15 protein-coding genes and 2 pseudogenes are annotated in these 18,949 nt (G+C 65.0%); 6 read left to right on the forward strand and 11 right to left on the reverse strand.

The genetic code is table 11. The annotated features are described in order from the left end of the window. Together BN13_RS03540 and cysD are read right to left on the reverse strand one after the other, a co-directional pair. Positions 1 to 1,029: pseudogene (locus BN13_RS03540) on the reverse strand (IS630 family transposase); the annotation flags it as partial. A 216-nt stretch (positions 1,030 to 1,245) separates the two neighbouring features. Continuing rightward, a pseudogene (gene cysD / locus BN13_RS03545) lies at positions 1,246 to 1,707 on the reverse strand (sulfate adenylyltransferase subunit CysD); the annotation flags it as partial. A gap of 172 nt (positions 1,708 to 1,879) precedes the next feature. Between cysD and BN13_RS03550 the strand changes: the two are divergent. The 6 genes from BN13_RS03550 to BN13_RS03575 are packed head-to-tail and all read left to right on the forward strand — an operon-like array spanning position 1,880 to position 9,586. Beyond that, complete coding sequence (locus BN13_RS03550; RefSeq protein ID WP_048544479.1) at positions 1,880 to 3,355, forward strand: Coenzyme F420 hydrogenase/dehydrogenase, beta subunit C-terminal domain; 1,476 nt, start codon at positions 1,880 to 1,882, stop codon at positions 3,353 to 3,355. Continuing rightward, positions 3,352 to 4,845: a lipopolysaccharide biosynthesis protein gene (locus BN13_RS03555; RefSeq protein WP_048544481.1), complete on the forward strand. Its 1,494-nt coding sequence runs from the start codon at positions 3,352 to 3,354 to the stop codon at positions 4,843 to 4,845. Before BN13_RS03550 ends, BN13_RS03555 begins: the two co-directional genes overlap by 4 nt. A gap of 13 nt (positions 4,846 to 4,858) precedes the next feature. Next, the gene (locus BN13_RS03560) at positions 4,859 to 5,815 is read left to right on the forward strand and encodes a glycosyltransferase family 2 protein (RefSeq protein ID WP_162199910.1); all 957 of its coding nucleotides are present in this window, start codon (positions 4,859 to 4,861) and stop codon (positions 5,813 to 5,815) included. Next, on the forward strand, positions 5,812 to 7,164 hold the full coding sequence (locus tag BN13_RS03565) for a hypothetical protein (RefSeq protein ID WP_048544487.1): 1,353 nt from the start codon (positions 5,812 to 5,814) through the stop codon (positions 7,162 to 7,164). The genes BN13_RS03560 and BN13_RS03565 overlap by 4 nt, the downstream gene beginning before the upstream one ends. A gap of 26 nt (positions 7,165 to 7,190) precedes the next feature. Next, on the forward strand, positions 7,191 to 8,225 hold the full coding sequence (locus tag BN13_RS03570) for a polysaccharide pyruvyl transferase family protein (protein WP_157038411.1): 1,035 nt from the start codon (positions 7,191 to 7,193) through the stop codon (positions 8,223 to 8,225). 35 nt (positions 8,226 to 8,260) lie between these two features. Further along, a complete protein-coding gene (locus BN13_RS03575) occupies positions 8,261 to 9,586 on the forward strand; it encodes a glycosyltransferase (protein WP_162199912.1) in 1,326 nt (441 codons plus the stop codon). Here the strand turns inward: BN13_RS03575 and wecB are convergent. From wecB to BN13_RS03620, 9 genes are read right to left on the reverse strand one after another with little or no spacing between them, the layout of a single operon-like run. Further along, entirely contained in the window at positions 9,559 to 10,692 is a 1,134-nt protein-coding gene (gene wecB, locus BN13_RS03580; protein WP_048544495.1) for a non-hydrolyzing UDP-N-acetylglucosamine 2-epimerase, read from the reverse strand. The two genes, BN13_RS03575 and wecB, sit on opposite strands and share 28 nt — an antisense overlap. After that, positions 10,689 to 11,297, reverse strand: coding sequence for a GNAT family N-acetyltransferase (locus tag BN13_RS03585; protein WP_235434124.1), 609 nt, complete (start codon positions 11,295 to 11,297; stop codon positions 10,689 to 10,691). The genes wecB and BN13_RS03585 overlap by 4 nt, the downstream gene beginning before the upstream one ends. A gap of 8 nt (positions 11,298 to 11,305) precedes the next feature. Continuing rightward, positions 11,306 to 12,406 carry a polysaccharide biosynthesis C-terminal domain-containing protein gene (locus BN13_RS03590; protein WP_048544499.1) on the reverse strand — a complete coding sequence of 367 codons (1,101 nt, stop codon included), beginning with the start codon at positions 12,404 to 12,406 and terminating at the stop codon, positions 11,306 to 11,308. Continuing rightward, on the reverse strand, positions 12,403 to 13,425 hold the full coding sequence (locus BN13_RS03595) for an SDR family NAD(P)-dependent oxidoreductase (protein ID WP_084733544.1): 1,023 nt from the start codon (positions 13,423 to 13,425) through the stop codon (positions 12,403 to 12,405). The genes BN13_RS03590 and BN13_RS03595 overlap by 4 nt, the downstream gene beginning before the upstream one ends. Then, positions 13,422 to 14,645, reverse strand: a complete 1,224-nt coding sequence (locus tag BN13_RS03600; protein WP_157038412.1) for a glycosyltransferase family 4 protein — start codon at positions 14,643 to 14,645, stop codon at positions 13,422 to 13,424. Before BN13_RS03600 ends, BN13_RS03595 begins: the two co-directional genes overlap by 4 nt. Beyond that, complete coding sequence (locus BN13_RS03605; protein ID WP_201329039.1) at positions 14,642 to 15,274, reverse strand: acetyltransferase; 633 nt, start codon at positions 15,272 to 15,274, stop codon at positions 14,642 to 14,644. Before BN13_RS03605 ends, BN13_RS03600 begins: the two co-directional genes overlap by 4 nt. Further along, a complete protein-coding gene (locus tag BN13_RS03610) occupies positions 15,271 to 15,888 on the reverse strand; it encodes a sugar transferase (RefSeq protein ID WP_048544505.1) in 618 nt (205 codons plus the stop codon). Before BN13_RS03610 ends, BN13_RS03605 begins: the two co-directional genes overlap by 4 nt. Further along, complete coding sequence (locus BN13_RS03615; protein WP_235433922.1) at positions 15,885 to 17,021, reverse strand: DegT/DnrJ/EryC1/StrS family aminotransferase; 1,137 nt, start codon at positions 17,019 to 17,021, stop codon at positions 15,885 to 15,887. Before BN13_RS03615 ends, BN13_RS03610 begins: the two co-directional genes overlap by 4 nt. Beyond that, positions 17,018 to 18,820, reverse strand: coding sequence for a polysaccharide biosynthesis protein (locus BN13_RS03620; protein ID WP_048544507.1), 1,803 nt, complete (start codon positions 18,818 to 18,820; stop codon positions 17,018 to 17,020). Before BN13_RS03620 ends, BN13_RS03615 begins: the two co-directional genes overlap by 4 nt. Positions 18,821 to 18,949: the final 129 nt, after the last annotated feature.

Raw genomic sequence — 18,949 nt, forward strand, 5'->3', positions numbered from 1 at the left:
GGTCTGTCCCAGTGTTGGTTACCTGGTTGAGGGCGACTCGGCCGCGGGTGACTTTCTCCAGGATGGACTCGGCTGATGCGGTCCAGACCAGTGGTCGAGGTTGGTCGTTGTGGGCGTTGAGGTAGTCCTCGATCGCGGTGATGAGATCGGGGACGCTCTTGAACACGCCGCGGCGCAGTGCCTTCTGGTCCAGATCCCGGAACCAACGTTCGACGAGGTTCAGCCATGACGACGAGGTCGGTGTGAAGTGCAGGTGAAACCGGGGGTGTTTCGTGAGCCACTTCGTCACGTCGGCGTGGTTGTGGGTGGCGTAGTTGTCCAAGATCAGATGCACCTGCAGGTCGGCGGGCACGGCGCGGTCGATCCTTCGCAGGAACGTCAGGAATTCATCGTGACGATGTTTGGGTAGGCACTGTCCGATCACCTTTCCCGTGGCGACTTCCAACGCGGCGAACAGCGTCGTGGTGCCGTTGCGCTTGTAATCGTGCGTCATCGTGCCGGCTCGTCCGGGCTTCAGTGGCAGCGACGGCTGGGTGCGGTCCAGCGCCTGGATCTGGCTCTTCTCGTCCATGCACAGCACGATCGCCTGCTCGGGCGGGTTCAGGTACAACCCACCACGTCAACGAGCTTGGTCTCGAATTGCGGGTCGTTGGACAACTTGAACGTGTCGACCAGGTGCGGTTTGAGCCCTCGGGCCGACCAGATCCGCTGCACTTGTGAGGACGACACGCCCGTTTTCGCGGCCATCGTCCGGCACGACCAGTGCGTCTCGCCCGCCGGTTTGGAATGCAGCGTGAGATCGACGATCTCCTCAATCTTCGCCTGCGGGATCGTCGCCTTGCGACCCCGGCCCTCCTTGACCTGCGCGAACTTCACCAGACCCTCACCTACGAACCGTTCCCGCCACGCCCGCACCGTCTTCACTGTCGCGCCCACCTGCGCCGCGATCGCGGTGTTCGCCATCCCGTCCCCGGCCAGCAGCAGCGCCCTGGCACGCTGCACCAGGACCGGGCGACCGGACGTGGTCCTGGTGGCAGGCGGCGCGGCTCGCGATGTGGCTGGTGCTGGTGGGGGCGGTCCTGGACCTCGCCGAGAACGTGCACCTGTGGACCCAGGCCGACAACTTGGCCACCAGCGCACCGGTGACCCTCAGCTGGGAGCCGTGGACGACGGCGATGCGGGCCGGGCTGGAGGTGCTCGGCGATCGTCGCGACCGCAGAGTTGATCGGTCCGAGGTCGGGGCCGCCGGTGGCTGTAGATCCGCTCCTTGGCGCGAGCCTTCTCCTCGTCGCGGCGGCCGCCGCCGAAGGCCGCGGTGTAGCCGCGCTCCTCGATGGCATGCAGCAGTGTGCCGATCTGGAGGCGGTTGCGTGAGGTCCGCCCGTCGTCGACGACGACGCCGTCGGCGATCGCCTGCTCGACCGAGGCGACGTGCAGCTCGATGCCGAGCCGCTCGACCCAGCGGTCACGGGTGGCGAGGACCTCGGGGAAGTCGTAACCCGTGTCGACCTGGAGGAGGCCGAAGGGGACGCGAGCCGGGGCGAAGGCGCGCTCGGCGAGGCGGAGCATGACGATGGAGTCCTTGCCGCCGCTGAACATCAGGACGGGTCGCTCGAACTCGGCGGCGACCTCGCGGATGATGTGGATCGACTCGCTCTCGAGCACGTCGAGGTGCGTCAGGGCAGCCGGGGGAACAGCTACGGGCACAGCGGGGACCTCTCGTCGGGGACCGCTGAAGCATAACCGTCCGTTATGGGTGTCCAAACCAGATGTCAGGTGTTGGACGGAGGCGTGGGCGGGCTTGATATCGTGTGAGGGTCGCAGGTGGCCGTCTTGAGCACCGGCGCGTATGTGCACAGGCCAACGTAGGAGGTTCCCGATGGGCTCGCCGGACAGGGACCTCGGTCTGGCCAACACTCCCCCCTTGAGCGCTTGCAGTGATTCGCAGGATGTCCGCCTCGACGAGGCGTCGTTCCTGTCGATCGTTCGGGCTGGGGACATGTGCACCGGGTGCGGCGCGTGCGCGGCGATCACGGGATCCACGCTCCAGGTCGGTCTGTCGCCTAAAGGCCTCCTTCAGGTCGAGGAGGGTCGTGCCCCTTCCGATCCCTCCACGGACTTCGTCAATACCTGTCCCTTCGTGACGACGCGGAGCGAGGATGACCTCGCGACGAGTCATCTCCTGCCGGACTCGACCACTCACTACGACCCTGGCGTCGGATACTCGAGGCGGCTACTGGTCGGGCACGTCCGCGACGAGAAAGCGCGGGCATTGTCCAGCTCGGGGGGTATTGCCACGTGGGTACTCCAACGCCTTCTTGCGACCGGTGTTGTCGACTCGGTGATCCACGTACGACCAAGCGAGGACAGCGCGGCGGGTCTGCACTTCGAGTACGCGATCTCGTCGTCAAGCCTCGAGATCGCTGATGGTGCAAAGACGCGGTATTCACCCGTGACCCTGGCGCGCGTCCTTGAGACGGTAAGAGCATCTAACTCCGCGTTCGCCGTCGTCGGTGTTCCGTGCTTCATCAAGGCAGTCCGACTCCTGCAGGAGAAGGAGCCAGTATTTGCCAAGCGCATCGTATTCACTGTCGGCCTCGTGTGCGGCCACATGAAGAGCTCGCTCTTCACTGCGGCGCTGGCCTCCGAGATGGGGCTCGCCCCTGGTGAGTTGCGCACGATCGACTACCGGGCGAAAGGGACGGTCGGGCCCGCCTCGGACTACAATATCGAACTGACGCGCGAGGACGGAGGTTCGGTCGTCCGCCCCGCCCGTGAGATGTTCTCGTACGACTGGGGTAAAGGTCTATTCAGGTACCCGGCGTGCGACGTCTGCGACGACGTGCTTGCAGAGACCGCGGACATCAGCATCGGCGATGCTTGGTTGGCCCCGTACGTGGCGAACCCTCAAGGCACGAGCATCGTCGCTCTCCGAAGTCAGCAAGCAGTGGAACTCCTGAGCGGTTCAGGCGACGAGGTCTGTCTCGAACCGGTGGATGCCGACCAGATCCGCGCGTCGCAAGCCGGCGGGCTGCGTGATCGTCGAGAGGGGCTCGCATACCGACTAAGCCGTCGTGACGCCGCTCACCACATCCGGCCCCTCAAGCGAGTCGCGGCGTCAGCGGACATCCCGTTGCAGCGGCGGCGGATATACGCTCAGCGGATGCTTCTCAGGGCGGCGAGCCTTGAGATGTTCCTGAGCGCCGGCACCTTCGACGACTTTGTTTCCCGCATGAGTCCTCTGATAGGTGAATACGAAAGGTTGTACCGGCCCAGCGCAGTGCGCGTCCGGGCCTCGAAGGCGAAAGGCATCATCCGGAGGACGGCGCTCCGGCTGCGGCGCCGTCGGCGATGAGCCAGAGATTCGGAGGCGCGGCATTAGGCTATCTGACGATCGCGCTAGCCGCGGTCGTCAACCTTGTCACGATGCCCATCATCCTTCGCTCGCTGGGTCAGACCGAGTTCGGGATCTACAGCCTCGTTTTCGCCGCGGCGAATCTACTCGGCCTCGTAGGAGCAGGGTTCAACGCGGCATACCTGCGCTTCTACTGGCACGGGACCGTGGAGGGCCTACGGGAGGCCTCGATCAACCGCGTCTTCGCCACCCTCCTGGTCGTCACCGGAGGCATCGTCGCGATTGTCGGCCTTCTACTGAGCCCCTTCGCTCCAAGTCTTCTCGGCGGCTCCGGTTCAGGCCCGCAGGCGACGCTCGTCCGTGAACTGTGGTTGCTCATGGTTCTCACAGTCGCGCTGTCCATCCCCATGAACCTCTTTGACACCTACCTTCTCGCGAAGGACAACATTGTCGCGAACAAGGTGGTTGCGATGGTGCGGCAAGTGGTTGCCCCGCTGCTGTTCGTCCCCGCGGTACTCGCTGGCGCCGGTTCGCTGGGGATGGCCGTAGTCACCTTCGGTCTGTATGGCGTTACGTCCGCCTGGACTCTGTGGCGCTGCGTCCACCACCTCGGCTTCCGAGTGGCTAGGGAGTTCGACCGCAGCCTCGCGCTGGCAGTCGGAGGGTTCTCTTCCTTCCTGCTGCTCAACACACTCATCGACCAGGTGAACTGGACAGCCGACAAGATTCTCTTGAGTTGGACGTCGGGGGTGTCGGAGGTTGCTGTCTACTCCTTGGGTGCCCAGGTCAACTTCTACTTCATGATGCTCTCTGTCTCACTGCTCGCTGTCTTCACGCCCCTGGTTCACGAGCTGGTGGCCCGCAGAGACCAGGCTTCCCTCGGTTCCCGAGTCACCGCTCTCGCCAGGATCCAGGCGATGAGTCTCGCGCTTGTTCTTTTGACTTTCGTCTTCTGGGGGAAGCCGCTCATGATCGCGTGGGTGGGGCCCGCCTACGCCGAGTCCTACACCGTCGCTGCGGTGCTCATGGCTGGGGGATTCATCGCTTTCGTTCAGAACGTCGCGATCGAGGTTCAGAAGGCGCGCAACCTGCATCGCTTCCGCATTCTTTTGCTGGCCGGAGCATCTTTGCTGAATGTCGCGATAAGCGTTCAGCTCAGCCAGCACCTGGGAGCCAGAGGGGCTGCACTTGGGACTGCGATTATCCTGGTGGTAGCGAATGGACTAGCGATCGGCGTGTACAGCCAGGTCCGCGTTGGCGTGGATCTCATCTCGGCTTGGCGTGCCGTCGGTCGTACCGTGTGGGCGCCGGTAGTCCTCAGCGCAGCCACTGCCCTTGCTTGCCGTCATTTGTTCGCTGAATCGCTCGTATATGCGCTGGTGGGGGCAGGTGTCACGGTGCTGACCTACGTCACCGTCACTTGGTGGGTCGGTATGAGCGGGGATGAACGTTCGGGTTTTCGTGCGCTCGTCATGAGCAGATGGGTCTGATGTGGCGGCACTCGTGAGCGTTATCGTCCCCGTCTTCAACGCGCAGGAGTCACTTGAGAGGTGCGTGCGCTCCGCGCTTGACCAAGGATGGGGAGATGTCGAGGTCCTGGTCGTCGACAACAACTCCGCCGACGACTCGTATCGCGTGGCGCAGCGGATAGCTCGGCAGGACAAGCGTGTTCAGGTCCTCGTCGAGCGAAAGCAGGGGGTCTCGGCGGCAAGAAATGCCGGCCTGAGGATCGCGAAAGGTGACTGGGTCACCTTTCTCGACAGCGACGATGCGTGGGCTAAGCCGGACTACCTGGAGACGCTTCTCATGGCAGCGGCAGAGTCCGACGCTCAGGTTGTCGGCCTACGGGACTACACGGTCCGCAGGGCTCCTGACGCGGGTAGTCCAGTGCCGACCCTTCTCTCGGCCTTGGCCGCGACCGAGCGCATGATGCGGTTGGCGGGACCTACTTCCGTCTGGGCGCATGTGTTCCGCAGGGAGCTTCTGGTGGGCACGAGCTTCCCCGAAGACATCCACATTTTTGAGGATGCCGTTTTCACGGCTCGCGCACTCGGCAGGGCACGCCGGGTGGTGCTCGTTCCCGGCCCTCTCTACCTGTACACCCCCGCCGAGGCAAGTGCCAACACCCAACCGTTCAACGCTCGTTGGTTGACGATGCTGGACGCAGGGCAACTTCTGCTGGTTGAGACAGCCCCGGGTGGTCTCCGGATGCGCGCCGCGGCGTCCTCGTTCAACGTGCACTGCATCAAGACCTTGGGGTTCCTGATGTGGAAGTCTCCCGAGGTCTCCAACGAGGATCTTCGACGCGTGGTGAGGGCTGCTCGCGCGGTCCTCCAGCAGTTGCCGGTGGGGCTAGAATCGCTGCGTCTCGTGCCCCCGTTGACGATCGCAGCCTCCTCTGCCCGGCTCCTGGCCCTTGGTCATAGGGTGGTTCATACGATGAAGAGGGCCTCGCGTTGATCTCCGGAACTCGACCAGTCTTCTGGGCGTACGTCGCCTTCTCGACCTTGGCGCTGCTCGCTGTTGCTGGCACCACCCTCGTTATCGATGACGTTCTTGCGGGCACCGCCCTCATGTGGGTGCTCTTTCTCTTGTTTAAGATGGGTACTCTCGTTTCACCAAAGGCGCTTCTGTGCAGGTCCGCGCGCGGTCACGCGCGGTCGGTTGCCCAGGCTTCCGGGCGGAGCACCGAGCGGCAGGAACCCGTACAGCTGGATCAGTTCGCAGCGGAGCAGCCCTGGATCGCTCGAAGCAGTGGTCCTGTCCTGATGATCCTCGGAGCCAGCACGCTCGTTTGCGCTGTCATCATCGCCAGGGTGTTCGCGGGCGTCGGACCGAGCGAGGTCCTGGCCTCCTTGTCGGGCGGATCGGGCAGATACCTCGAGTACATCCAGTTCGACGAGATCGTGCGCGAGAGTGGCTTCGCCCAGTGGCCATACCTCATCCTCATGATGTACAAGAAGGCGCTGCTGATCTATGGCGTGATGGCCATCGTCGTCCTGACTCGGAAGCCGAGAGCGCGCCACTGGGTGTTCATCGGCATGTGCGCTGCTGCGCAGATCTACGGATCTCTTGCTAGAGGTACGACGTTCGAGGTCTTTGAGCTCGCGGTCCTTCTGATGTTTGCGTTCTTCATGCGCGCCGGGGCGTTCGGCAAGTCGGGCTTGTCACCCAAGCGAATTCTCCTCATTGCTACCCTTGCCCTCGGAGCGATCTGGTACTTCACCTACAATATCCAGGAGCGTGGGCGGGAGTTCGGCCACCGGGCTGCGTCGGACATCCAGATCGACGACAGTGGCGCTCTTCCGTCGGTCGTGACTACCTTTACCTCCGGCATGTTTGACTACTGGGGATTCGGGATATACTACTCCTCGACCTTCGTCGATCAGCTTTGGCTGAGCAGCGGGGCGTCATTGGACGCTGGGCTGTTTCCGGGTGGGTTGTCGCGCTTCTACATGGATGATCCTTCGTCTCTGATGGATGCGATTGTGAGCATGGGCGCTCGGTGGCGCCCGGACATGATCCTCTTGCTGCAGACTGCCGGGTTTATCGGTCTGGTTATGGGCTGCTTGCTACTCGGCTCCCTGTACCGTAGAGCAAGTCCCAAGCGGACCGCTGTGGCGCTCATGGTGCAATACTTCGTCATCATGCAGATGCTGTCGTTTCCCGTCGGAAACTTCGTTTTCGTGTCGGCCGACAACCGGTACCTGTCGCTCCTGCTACTTTTCGCGTTCTTGTTCGTCCGACCCAGCCGCAAAAATCTTCGTCCGACCCAGCCGCAAAAATCACGAGCGGAGGCCTTAGCGTGATCGGATCAGCGGCGATCGTCACCATCGTGGACTTCAACAACTTCGGCAACCGTCTTCAGAACTTTGCTCTGCAGGAGATGGTGAGGCGCGCTGGCGTCGCCGAGGTGCGGACCATCGTCAACAGCCCCCAACTACACGACGCGTTCGGTAATGGATCGTACCTACGGCTCAAGGCCGAGCGAATCGGGCTGTGGATGACGGCACTGCAGATTGCCAGATCTCTGCGACGGTCCTCCGCAGACGCGGGGGAGTTGTCCCGGATCGAGAACGCGGTCATTCCCGTTCGCATGTTCGAGGGATCGTTGGAGCAGGCGAGCTCGCAGTTCGATGCGTTCATTGTCGGTTCGGATCAGGTGTGGAACCCGCTTTACAGGTTTGCGTCGCCCGTGGACTTCCTCAGTTTCGCCCCGCCAGGACGACGGATTGCGTATGCTGCGAGTTTCGGTCATGCGAGTTTACCGAGCTGGCTCCGCGACACGTATGCCTCCGGGCTGACGGGGATCGATGCAATCTCGGTTCGCGAGCCCGAGGGCGCGCTGATCGTCCGTGAGCTCACTGGGCGCGAGGTGCCGGTGGTTCTGGACCCCACCCTGCTCGCAGGTCCTGAGATGTGGCACAGTCTCGTTCCGCCGAAGGCTGGTCCGGCCGCGGGAGCGGGGCTGGTCTTCGGAGTGGGACTGTCCAGCCAGGATCAGAATGTTGCCGAGGAGAGCACGCGTGCGAGGGGTCTTGCTGTGCAGCATCTGCCACCTGGGTCCGGGCTGTCTCCGCTCGCACTGGTCGAAGGAATCTCTGCTGCTGCCTTTGTCGCGACCAATTCCTTCCATGCCTTCGCCTTCGCTGTGATGTATCGAAAGCCCGTGCTCGTGCTTCCCCGTGAGGGCATGGGGGGCCGTTTCGAGGCTGTTCTGGATGTCATGGGGGTGGACAAGACGGCCTGTCGGGCGGGTAGACCGTTCCTTGTGGAACCGTGCGACTGGGAGGAGCTTGAGGCACGGCTGGAGCCCGCCCGTGCGGCGTCCTGGCACTTCCTCATCACGGCATTGGGGGCTGTTCAGTGACGTCCGCAAGCCACCCACCTCCTCGTGTCCTCGTGGTGTCCGTTAATCCCCTGTCAGCCACCTCGAACAACGGCAAGACCATCGCCTCCTTCTTCGAAGGCCACCCGGTCGATTCGATCGCTCAGGTCTTCTTCCACCGAGAGGCGCCCTCGTCGCCGGTTTGTCGCAAATACATCCGAATAACCGACGCGCACATTCTTCGGTTCCTCACGGGTTATGGCCGACGCCCGGTTGCGGCCGAGGCGCTTCACGCCGAGGCGGCTACAACGGGGCAGAGCGTCGCGAGCCAGGCAAACTTGGATCGGGTGAAGGGATGGTGGTGGCTCCGTCTGCTGAGAAGCCTGGCGTGGAGATTTACCCCATGGGAGTCCAGTCCTGCGCTTGTCGCCTGGCTAGACGAGTTCGACCCCCAGGTGATCTTCTTCTGTGGAGGGGACGCCAACTACCTGTACCCGGCCGTCGAAGGTTGGGCACGCAGGTTCGATATTCCCGTCGCCTTCTACATCACCGACGACTACGTCCTCCCCATCAGCACGCGATCGCCCGCTCGCCTGATCTACCGTCGCTGGACCCGGCGAGTATTCAGACGAATGACCAGGGGAGCCGGCGCAATCTTCACGATCGGTGATCATATGAGCAAGGTCTACGAGGCGCGTTTCGGATTCTCGTCCGTGCCGATCATGAACGCCGTTGACATTGGCAGGCGGACGCCACCGCAGTCTGTCGCCGGAGAACGTGTCGATTTCGTCTACGTCGGAAGCCTGCATAGCAATCGGTGGCGTGTGCTCAGCGATCTTGGGTCCGCCATTCAGGTTCTGCGCACAGAGGGAGTCGACTGCGAACTGACCGTCTACGCCCGGGACAGACCCACTGGAGAGGCCGGGGCCGGACTGGCGTCGTCCCGGGTCACGTACGGGGGTTCACTTGGCCAGGAGGAGGTTGCTCAAGTGCTCGCTCGTGCGACGGTGGCGGTTCACGTCGAGGCATTTGACCGGGAGAGCAAAGCGGTTACTGCGCTCTCCATCTCGACGAAGATCCCTGAGTACATGGCGTACGGGGTGCCCATCCTCGCGATCGGGCCTGAGGACGTGGCGTCGATGCTGTATGTCCGCGACGGTGGTTTCGGGCGCTGCGTGACCACTCAGGACCCGGAGGACCTCCTGTCAGCCGCGCGGGACCTGGCGCAAGATCCCGAGGAGCGAGGTCGCCTGAGCGCGCGAGGCCTAGAATTGGCCGTCATCAACCATTCCAGCTCCAAGGTTTCAGCTCTCGTCCGGGAAGTCCTGTCCGGGTTGGTCAGCCGCGGGAGCGGCTGGAGCGCTAAGTCTGGTTGTCAGGCCCGAATGCCCGCCCACTGGTAGTGGCGCCCCGCCGTGGACAGGATGAACTTCACCGTCCGCTCGCTCGTGTTGTCGATGAGGTAGTCGTCGGGGGTGAGGTGGCTGACGCCATCCCGCTCGTACCCGCTGGCCATCGCGACACCGACCGCCGCGACGACGTCGTCGGAATCGAGGCCAGTCATCATGATCCCGCCGGTGTCGAGGGCTTCGGGGCGCTCGATCGAGTCACGGAGAGTCACCGCCGGGAAGCCAATGAGCGTCGATTCCTCCGCGATCGTGCCCGAGTCGGACAGGCAGCAGGCGGCGGACAGCTGCAGCTTGTTGTAGTCGTGGAAGCCGAGCGGCTCGCTGAAGGTGATGCCCTCCGGCTCGGACCAGTCCGGGAGGGCCTCGAGGCGCTTGCGGGTGCGGGGGTGGGTCGAGACGAAGACCGGCTTGCCGTAGGCGGCATGCACTGCGGTCAGGCAGCCCAGCAGCATGCGCAGCCGCTCGGGCGAGTCGACGTTCTCCTCGCGGTGGGCGCTGACGAGGAAGTACTCGCCCTCGGTCAGGCCCTTGTCGGTCAGGACGGTCGAGGCGTCGATCTTGGCTCGGTAGGCGTCGAGGACCTCACGCATGGGCGATCCGGTCTTGAGGATCCGCCGCGGGTGCAGGCCCTCGGCGAGGAGGTTGCGGCGTGCGTGCTCGGTGTAGACGAGGTTGAAGTCGCTTACGTGGTCGACGAGCCGGCGGTTCGTCTCCTCGGGGACGTTGAGGTCGAAGCACCGGTTGCCGGCCTCCATGTGGTACACGGGGACCTTCTTGCGGCGTGCCATGAGCGCTGCGATGCAGGAGTTGGTGTCGCCGAGCACGAGGAGCGCATCCGGCTGTTCGCGGTCGAGGACGTCCTCGACCGCGATAAGGGTCCCGCCGAGGACCTTCCCGAGGCTCGAGGTGTCCACCCCGAGCATGTGGTCGGGCTTGCGGATCCCCAGGTCGTCGAAGAAGACCTGGTTGAGCTCGTAGTCGTAGTTCTGCCCGGTGTGCACCAGGACGTGCTCGATCCCGTCGGTGGAGTCGAGGCGATGCAGTACCCGAGAGAGCCTGATGAGCTCCGGGCGGGTGCCGACGACGGTCATGACCTTCAATTCGAGGCTCCTGTGGGCAGCGTGACGGTGTAGGTGTGCATCGATCGTCCCTCAGGCGTGGATGCGGTACCGGCGATCGTCCACCCTGCGCGCTGGTAGAAGCGGTTGACTGCTTCGTTATCGATGGCGTCCGTCGTGAGGTACGCGGTGGAGGCGCCCTTCGACGCAGGCAGCTCGGACCATCGGGAGATGAGATCCGCGCCGAGGCCGATGTCCCGACGGGCGGGGTCCACGCAGATAGAGCTGTGGAGCGCGCCGCCGGTCGGTGCGTGGTCGGCGCCCCCGCGGTAGAGCAGCCCGCGGAGCAGGCGGTGGATCGACCGGGGGCGGGTGATCGCAGCGCGAGCCGATGCCACGCCGAAACCGACGAGGCGGCGCCGAAGCAGACGGGTGAAGAATCCTTGCGGCTCGATCGTGCCCACGACGCAGCCCACTGGTGTGCCGCCGTCGCGCGCGACGACGGTGACGGCCGTGGGGTCCCCCACGAATCCGAGGTAGAACTGCCGGAGGAAGGGGACGCCGAGAGAGCTGAGGAAGAAGCTTGGGAAGGCCCGCGCGTGCAGCCGCGCGAGGGCGTCGGCGTCCTCACGGCGGATGGGCGACATCTGCACCGTCAATCCAACCTCACCGGCTCGGGGAAGGTGTCGGGTGCGTCCGGCCGGAAGAGCTCGTGGCTCCAGAACTGGGTGAGAAGCACCTCGTCACCGGTGTTGGTGATGTTGTGCACCCACCCGACGGGCATGTCGATGGCGACGGGCTCGTCGCCCGTCGCGGGGAAGGTCAGCACCTCGTCGCTGAACATCTTGCGCAGCTCCATCGTCGCCGACCCGGAGATCACCGCGAAGCGCTCGATCTTGTGCAGGTGGTAGTGCTCGCCGCGCGTGATGCCGGGGACCGTTGTGGAGAACGAGGTCTGGCCCTCGCCGCCGCGGCATCGCACGGTCTCGACGAAGGAGCCTCGCGGGTCGCTGTGCGGGGTGAGCCGGATCGGGTAGTGCTCGGGGAAGAGCGCCGCGCGGTAGGTGTTGAAGAGGTCGATGCGGAACTTCGTGCTCAGGTCGGGGATCTCACCGACCGGCACGTAGTTCGCGTGGAACTCCTGGAGCAGGTCCCAGACCTCTTGCACCCCGTGGGTCTCGGGCTCGGGCGAGAGCTGGGCGTCGCTTATCTCGAGCCCGTCGAGGAGGGCCTGGGCCGCGTCCTGGACGTGCAGCAGGCCGACCTGGTTGTCGTTGATGGACGGGGTCTCGCCCCGCACGGTGGCGTCGACGAAGGTGGCGACGAAGGAGTTGTACTGCGGTCGTCCGTGCTCGCCGAAGATGTTTGGCAGCAGCACGTCGACGAGATGGCCGACGCCGGTCTGGGTGGCGTCACGGAGGATCTCCGCTGCCCGCTCCTTGCCCCGCCCGTAGGGGGTCCCGTTCCCCGCCTGGATGGAGTTGGCGTAGACGATGCGAAGGGGGTGGCCCGCCCCGCGGATCGCGGCGGCGAGGTCCTCGGCCAGGGCTACGTTGCCACCCTCGACCTCGTCGTCAGTCTCGGCACGATTAACACCTGCGATGTGAATGACCGCATCGCTGTCGGCGACGAGCAGTGGGAGGTCGTGCCACTCGTCGCGGCCGACGGGGACGACCTCGTGATCGGTGAGTGCGTGCAGCCGTAGCCGGGTGTGCCAGCCGAGGAAGCCGCGGGCGCCGGTGAGCAGGATCTTCATCGTCGAGCCTCCAGGACGGCCTGCATCTCGGGCAACGCGGCGACGAGAGCCTTCGTCTGCTCGACGTCGAGCCGCTCAGTGTTGTCCGAGTCGTAGTCCTCGGCTGTCACGGTGCCGTCCTCGCCGTCCTCGACGTACTTGCTGTAGTCGAGTGAGCGCGCGTCGAGGGGGACCCGGAAGTAGTCGCCCTGGTCGGTCGCCTTGATCTTCTCCTCGCGCGAGAGCAGCGTCTCCCACATCTTTTCCCCGTGCCGCATCCCGATCTTGCGCAGGTCGGGCTCGACACCCATGAGTTCGGCCACGGCCGTCGCGAGGGTCGCCACGGTGCAGGCCGGAGCCTTCTTGACGAAGAGGTCGCCAGGCTCGGCGTGGAAGAAGGCGTGCTTGACGAGGTCGACGCTCTCGTCGAGCGACATGAGGAAGCGAGTCATCGTGGGCTCGGTGACCGTCAGCGGCTTGCCCTGCTCGATGAGGCGGACGAAGAGGGGGATGACCGAACCCCGGGAGTACATGACGTTGCCGTAGCGCGTGATGGAGACGGTCGTCCGGGATTCGGGGTGGTTGCGAGCGAACGCCTGCGCGGTCTTCTCCATCAGGGCCTTGCTCATGCCCATCGCATTGACCGGATAGACCGCCTTGTCGGTGCTCAGGCACACGACCGAGCGCAGCTCGTGCTCGTGCGCGGACTCGATGACATTCTGACTACCCAAGACATTGGTCTTGACCGCTTGGTCGGGAAAGAACTCACAGCTCGGCACCTGCTTTAGCGCGGCCGCGTGGAAGGCGTAGTCCGCCCCCGTCATTGCTGAGTCGACACTGTGACGATCCCGAACGTCGCCAAGGAAGAAGCGCAGGCGGGTATCGCTGAACTGCTGGCGCATTTCATCCTGCTTCGCCTCGTCCCGCGAGAAAATGTGGATGCGCGCGACCCCTTCCGTGAGCAAATGCCTGGCCATCGTGCGTCCGAACGAGCCAGTCCCACCGGTGATGACGATGGTGGCGCCCGCGAGCTGCGTCACTTGCCGCCCCTTCCTGCATAGTCGAGAAGTTCATGGAGATGCGTCAGCGCGGCAGTGGTCGTGAAGTTCGCCTCAAATAGCATTCGAGCCCGTTGACCCGCTGCCAGCCGTTGTTCCACCGACGTGGACAGAATCCTACGGAGCACGTGCTGTGTCGCCTCGACGTCACCGGGCGGGCTCGACCAGCCCGCCCCAGCGGCGGTGACGAGTTCGGCCGGGTCCCCGGCCGCATGCACAAGAACTGGCCGGCCCGAAGCGAGGGAGGTCTGCACCTTGCTTGGCATCGTCACCCGCATCAGTGGGGTGTCCTGAAGGGAGACGACTTGCACGTCAGCGCCCATGATGAGGCGCCCTATCTCGGCTGAGCCGACCGCGGGACGGAGATGAACATTCGGCATTCCTGCGGCTGCGTCCTCGACTGCGTCACGCGCGACACCGTCGCCCACGATGACGAGATGGGCGCGCTCTATTCCGGCGAAGGCGCGCACCAACGGGACGAGGTCTTGCAAGGGGCCGATATTGCCGGCATACAGAAAGACGAGGCCCTCGGGGAGGCTGATTTCGGCGCGCCAATCCACCGGCTCGGCACCCATGAGGAAGGAATCGTCCACCGAGTTGGGGGTGTAGTGAATCTTGTCCGCGGGGACGCCGCGCGCCTGCAAGACGTCTGCCATGCCAGGGGAGATGACCCCGATCGCTCCGCACGAGCGGTAGCTAGCCCGGCAAAAAGCGCCGAGAGAGCCGCCGATGATCTTGCCCGACAGTCCGTCAACCATGCCGCTGCCGGTGACGCTGTCCGGCCAGAGATCCTGAACGATCATCGCCCTGGGCGCGCGGAAGCCACGCCGCGCGAGCATCGCGGGCAGGGCAGCCGTCGCGGGGGAGGAATAGATGAGCCAGGCGTCGGGCTGGGGCACGCGGGTGTTGGCGACCAGCGATGCCCCGGCCGCGAAGCTCACATAGTTGGCCATCCGGCGCACGGCGTTGGCGTCATGGCTGGGATACAAGGGCGCCCGGTGGATGGTGAGGTCATCGCTGATGACGTCACGCTGATATGGACGCACGCGCCAGCCCTCGGGCAGTCGGCCCGTGGGGTAGTTCGGAAATCCGGTGAGCACATCGACGGTGTGCCCGAGATCCTGCAACGACTGCGCGATCGCCGACGGGACCATGGTTCCCGGCTCCGGCGGGAACCACTGCGTGACCAGACAGACTCTCACCGCGCCGGGATGCCTTTGACGATGACGTCGTCGCCGACGTCCTTGGTGACGACCGCCCCGGCGCCAACCGTGGATCGCGCACCGACCGACAGGTTCTGCAAGATGGCGGCCGTCGTGCCGATCATCGTCATTGTCCCGATGCGCACATTGCCGGAGATAGCTGCAAGAGGATTCACCGTGACGTAATCCTCCAAGTACGAGTCGTGTCCAAGCGTCGCATTTCGATTCACATGGACATGACGTCCGAGGCTGATATTGGTGGTGGCCGTGACGCCGGCGCAGATCACGCTGCCCGGGCCGAGAGCTACATCTGCTCCCACATACGCGGCGGGATGAACGAGAACGGCTGGCTCCCAGCCCTTCAGGACGAGCTGCTGATCTATTGCGGCGCGGTGCTGCCCGTTGCCGATACCGATGACGAAGTGGCCTGGCGACTCACCGAAAAGGTCGTTCAATCCACCGATGAAGCGCTGCCCGAGACGAGCAACGCGATCTCGATTCTCCGGCGACGGGGCGTCGTCGACGATTCCAACGATGTCCCACGTGCCAGCTACGGAGTTGATGGCCTGAATCAGATCCTCCATCTCCCTGCCGTGGCCACCCGCCCCAACGATGATGATGCGCTTCATACGGGCTGTCCCTCCAAGCCGAGGAACTCGGGCATCGTCGCATCGTTGTCGGCGGTGATGCCGTCGCGACGAAACACCTGCTTCACGGTGCCAAGGATTATCCGCAGATCGAGCCGCGGGCTCGCGGTGGCGGCATACTCCGCGTCCAGGGCGAACTTCTGTTCCCAACTGATGGCGTTGCGCCCGCTGATCTGCGCAAGGCCGGTCAGCCCGGGCCGCACATCATGGCGTCGGGCCTGCTCGGGCGTGTACCTCGTCAGGTAGCGCATGAGCAGAGGACGCGGCCCAACGATCGACATATCGCCTTTCACCACATTCCACAAACTCGGCAGCTCGTCGAGGCTGGTGGAGCGCAGCCATACCCCGAAAGCCGTCAACCGCTGGGCGTCCGTGACGAGGCCGGCGGCCTCATCGATATCGCGCATCGACCGGAATTTGACCAGTTCAAAGGGCTCACCGTGCAGGCCCGGACGGGTCTGGCGGAACAGGACAGGCGTACCAAGCCGACGGCGGACGGCCAGCGCGATAGCGGCTTGAATGGGAAGGCTGGCCACCAGTGCGGGCACGCTGATCGCCAGGTCCAAGGCCCGCTTGCCGCGGTATCCGGGACTCATTGCGCGTCCAGCCATCTGGTCAGGCGCTCAACCACACGGTCAAGTTCGCTGTCGGTCAATACGGAACTGCTTGGGAGATTGAGGCCGCGCGCGAACAGGTCTTCGGCGAGCTCGCCGCCGACGACCGTTGCGTCGGCATAGACCGGCTGCAGATGCATGGGCTTCCACAATTGGCGCGCTTCGATGCCCTCGGCCTGGAGCGCCGCCACGGCCGCGGCCGCGTCGAACGTCGGGTCGTTGACAACGATCGAGGTCAGCCAGCAATTGTCGCCTCCGTCGCCGGCGTCCCTGCCGAGGATGCGCACGCTGGGCACGTCCGCGAAATGCCCGGCATACCCGTCGCGGATTGCGCGCCGAGCGGCGAGAAGTTCGGGCAGGCGCGCGAGCTGCGCGTTCCCGATGGCGGCGGAGGTGTGGGTCATCCGGTAGTTGAAGCCGAGTTCGGTGTGCTCATACCACGGCACATTTTCGCGAGCTTGCGTCGCGAGCTTGCGGGCGTGCGCGACGAGGTCCTCGTCGTCGCTGACCAGCATGCCGCCGCCGAGCGTCGTCAGCAGCTTGTTCACGTTGAAGGAGAAGACGCCGGCCTCACCGAAGGACCCCGCAGGGCGGCCGTTGTGCGCGGCGCCGAGGGACTCGGCCGCATCACAGAGAAGGGGGATGCCGCGTTCGCGCAGGCCCGGCTCGAGGACCGAATAGTCGGCGCACCGTCCATACAGATCGACGGGGACGGCTGCTGCGATCTCGCGGCCTTGAGCCAGCAGTTGGTCCGCGGCGTTGAGCAACAGGTGCGGGTTAACATTCGCATCGCTCGCCTGCGAGTCGACGAAGACGGGCTCCGCGCCGGTGTAGCGGATCGCATTGGCAGTGGCCGCAAAAGTCATGCTCGAGGTGAGCACCACCGTTCCGGGGCGTGCCCCGAGGTGGATCAGCGCGAGATGCAAGGCGGCCGTTCCCGAGGAGAGGGCGACGGCATATCGGCACCCAGTCACCTCCGCGATCCCGCGCTCGAACTGCTCGATGGCGCCGAGATCGACCTTGCCGCCCCGCACGACGTCGACGGACGCGGCGGCGGCTGCTGCTTCCGCCGGACCGAGGTCGGGGACGGAGAGAGCGATGACAGGACTGCTCACCGGGCGTTCTCCATGGGCACGAGCGCTGCGGACCGCATGAACGCCTCCGACTCTTTGGCGGAGGCGAAACGACGCGTTCCCACCTCGGAGTCCGGCAAGGGCGGCACGTCGACGCAACGAACCAGCGGATGACCGGCCGATTCCGCTGCTTCCCCAGGAGCGAAGAGTTCCTCGGTCAGCTTCTCGCCTGCACGTAGGCCGGTGTCGGTGATCTCGATGTCGCGGCGTCCCGAAAGGCTGATCAGGGTGCGGGCGACGTCGAGGATCTTCATCGGCTCGCCCATATCCAGCACCATCACGCGTCCATCGTCCCCGATGGCGGCGGACTGCAGCACCAGCTGGCAGGCCTCGGGGATCAGCATGAAATAGCGCTCGACATCCGGATGGGTCACCGTCACCGGGCCGCCCTGCTCGATCTGCTGAGTGAACGCCGTGATCACCGAGCCGCGCGAGCCGAGGACATTGCCGAAGCGGACACTGACATAGCGTCCGCCGCCCTGCGTCGCCTCGTGGGCGGTGAGCCGCTCGGTCAGGCGCTTGCTATATCCGAGGACGGACGAGGGGTTCGCCGCTTTGTCGGTAGAGATATTGACGAAGACCTCGACACCCGCCGCCCGGGCGGCTTTGAGCACGTTGAGGGTTCCGAGGACGTTGGTCTTCCACGCCTCCTCGGGATAGCTCTCGAGGAGGGGCAAGTGCTTCAGCGCGGCCGCGTGGAAGACCACATCGGGTCGGATGTCATTCATCACCTCGTGCATGCGCGCGGCATCGCGAATGTCGGCGAGCACGGTGTCGTCGCCGTCGAGCAGGCCGTGGCCCGCGAGCGTGAGTTGCGTTGCGTGCAATCCCGATTCGTCCCGATCGAGCATGACGAGGCGGCGTGGGTCGAAGCGTGCGACCTGGCGGCAGAGCTCCGATCCGATGGAGCCGCCGGCTCCCGTCACGAGCACGGTCTTGCCGCTGATGGTTCCAGAGATGGCGTCGGCGTCGAGGGCCACTTCGCCGCGGCCGAGCAGGTCGGCGAGGTCCAGGCTGCGCAGGTCCGTGTGCCTGACCGAGCCCAGCAGGTCGCGCGTGGGGGGCAGGACCCGCAGGTCGAGGTCGAGGGCAGCGGCGGCTTCGCGCAGCTCGTTCAGCAGTTCGCCGCTCGCGCTCGGGACGGCGACGGCGACGGCGAGCATGGTTGCACCCGAGAGGTGGGCCACCGACGCGAGATCGCCGCGCCCACCGCGCACCCGGATGCCGTCGATGCTCCACCGCCGCTTCGCCGGGTCGTCGTCGAGGACGGCGACCGGCGCCATTTGACTTGCCGGGTCGGTGATCAGGCTGCGGATGAGCTGGCGGCCACCGCGCCCGGCACCGAAGACGATGACGCGCTCGGCATCCTCGCGCGCGCCAGGTCGAGTCGTGCGCAGGCGCACCACGAAGCGCGCGCCGAACATGGCGAGGATCGCGATCAGCCCGCCGATCAGCGGCACCGAGCGCGGCGCCCACAAGGGCGAGGTGAACCAATTGATGGCGAAGGCCGGGACGACGGTCAGGGCGATGATGCGCAGCAGGTCGACGACTTCTTCGAGGGATCCCATGACGTGACCGATGGCATACGGCCCCACGGTGAAGCCCGTCACCAGGTGGAGCACGACGACGAGGCCGACGAAAAGAGGCAGGCCCTCAGACACGTGCTCGAGGCGGAAGTCGAAGCGCAGCAGCACGGCGAGGGCGACCGCCACGATCCAGATCAGGACATCGAGAGCCGGCCATCGCCACCGCGCCAGAGCGTCAGGGGGGGTAGCGGGCATTGTGGGCTTTCGTGACACTGGCGAGATCGCCAACGACTATAACGCACCACCCAAAGGCGTGCCACCTGAGCATTGTGCCTGCTGGTGGGCCTAGGGGCGAGACACCCCGACGACTCGTGCCCCGCGTGA

Origin of the sequence: Nostocoides jenkinsii Ben 74, from assembly GCF_001046875.1 — a bacterium.
GTDB classification, from domain to species: domain Bacteria; phylum Actinomycetota; class Actinomycetes; order Actinomycetales; family Dermatophilaceae; genus Nostocoides_A; species Nostocoides_A jenkinsii.

Coding starts and splice junctions, on each gene's coding strand:
- BN13_RS03590 (WP_048544499.1), bottom strand. CDS start 12,406: ATGAAGATCCTGCTCACCGGCGCCCGCGGCTTCCTCGGCTGGCACACC.
- BN13_RS03620 (WP_048544507.1), bottom strand. CDS start 18,820: ATGCCCGCTACCCCCCCTGACGCTCTGGCGCGGTGGCGATGGCCGGCT.
- BN13_RS03550 (WP_048544479.1), top strand. CDS start 1,880: ATGGGCTCGCCGGACAGGGACCTCGGTCTGGCCAACACTCCCCCCTTG.
- BN13_RS03610 (WP_048544505.1), bottom strand. CDS start 15,888: ATGAGTCCCGGATACCGCGGCAAGCGGGCCTTGGACCTGGCGATCAGC.
- BN13_RS03555 (WP_048544481.1), top strand. CDS start 3,352: ATGAGCCAGAGATTCGGAGGCGCGGCATTAGGCTATCTGACGATCGCG.
- BN13_RS03585 (WP_235434124.1), bottom strand. CDS start 11,297: ATGTCGCCCATCCGCCGTGAGGACGCCGACGCCCTCGCGCGGCTGCAC.
- BN13_RS03605 (WP_201329039.1), bottom strand. CDS start 15,274: ATGAAGCGCATCATCATCGTTGGGGCGGGTGGCCACGGCAGGGAGATG.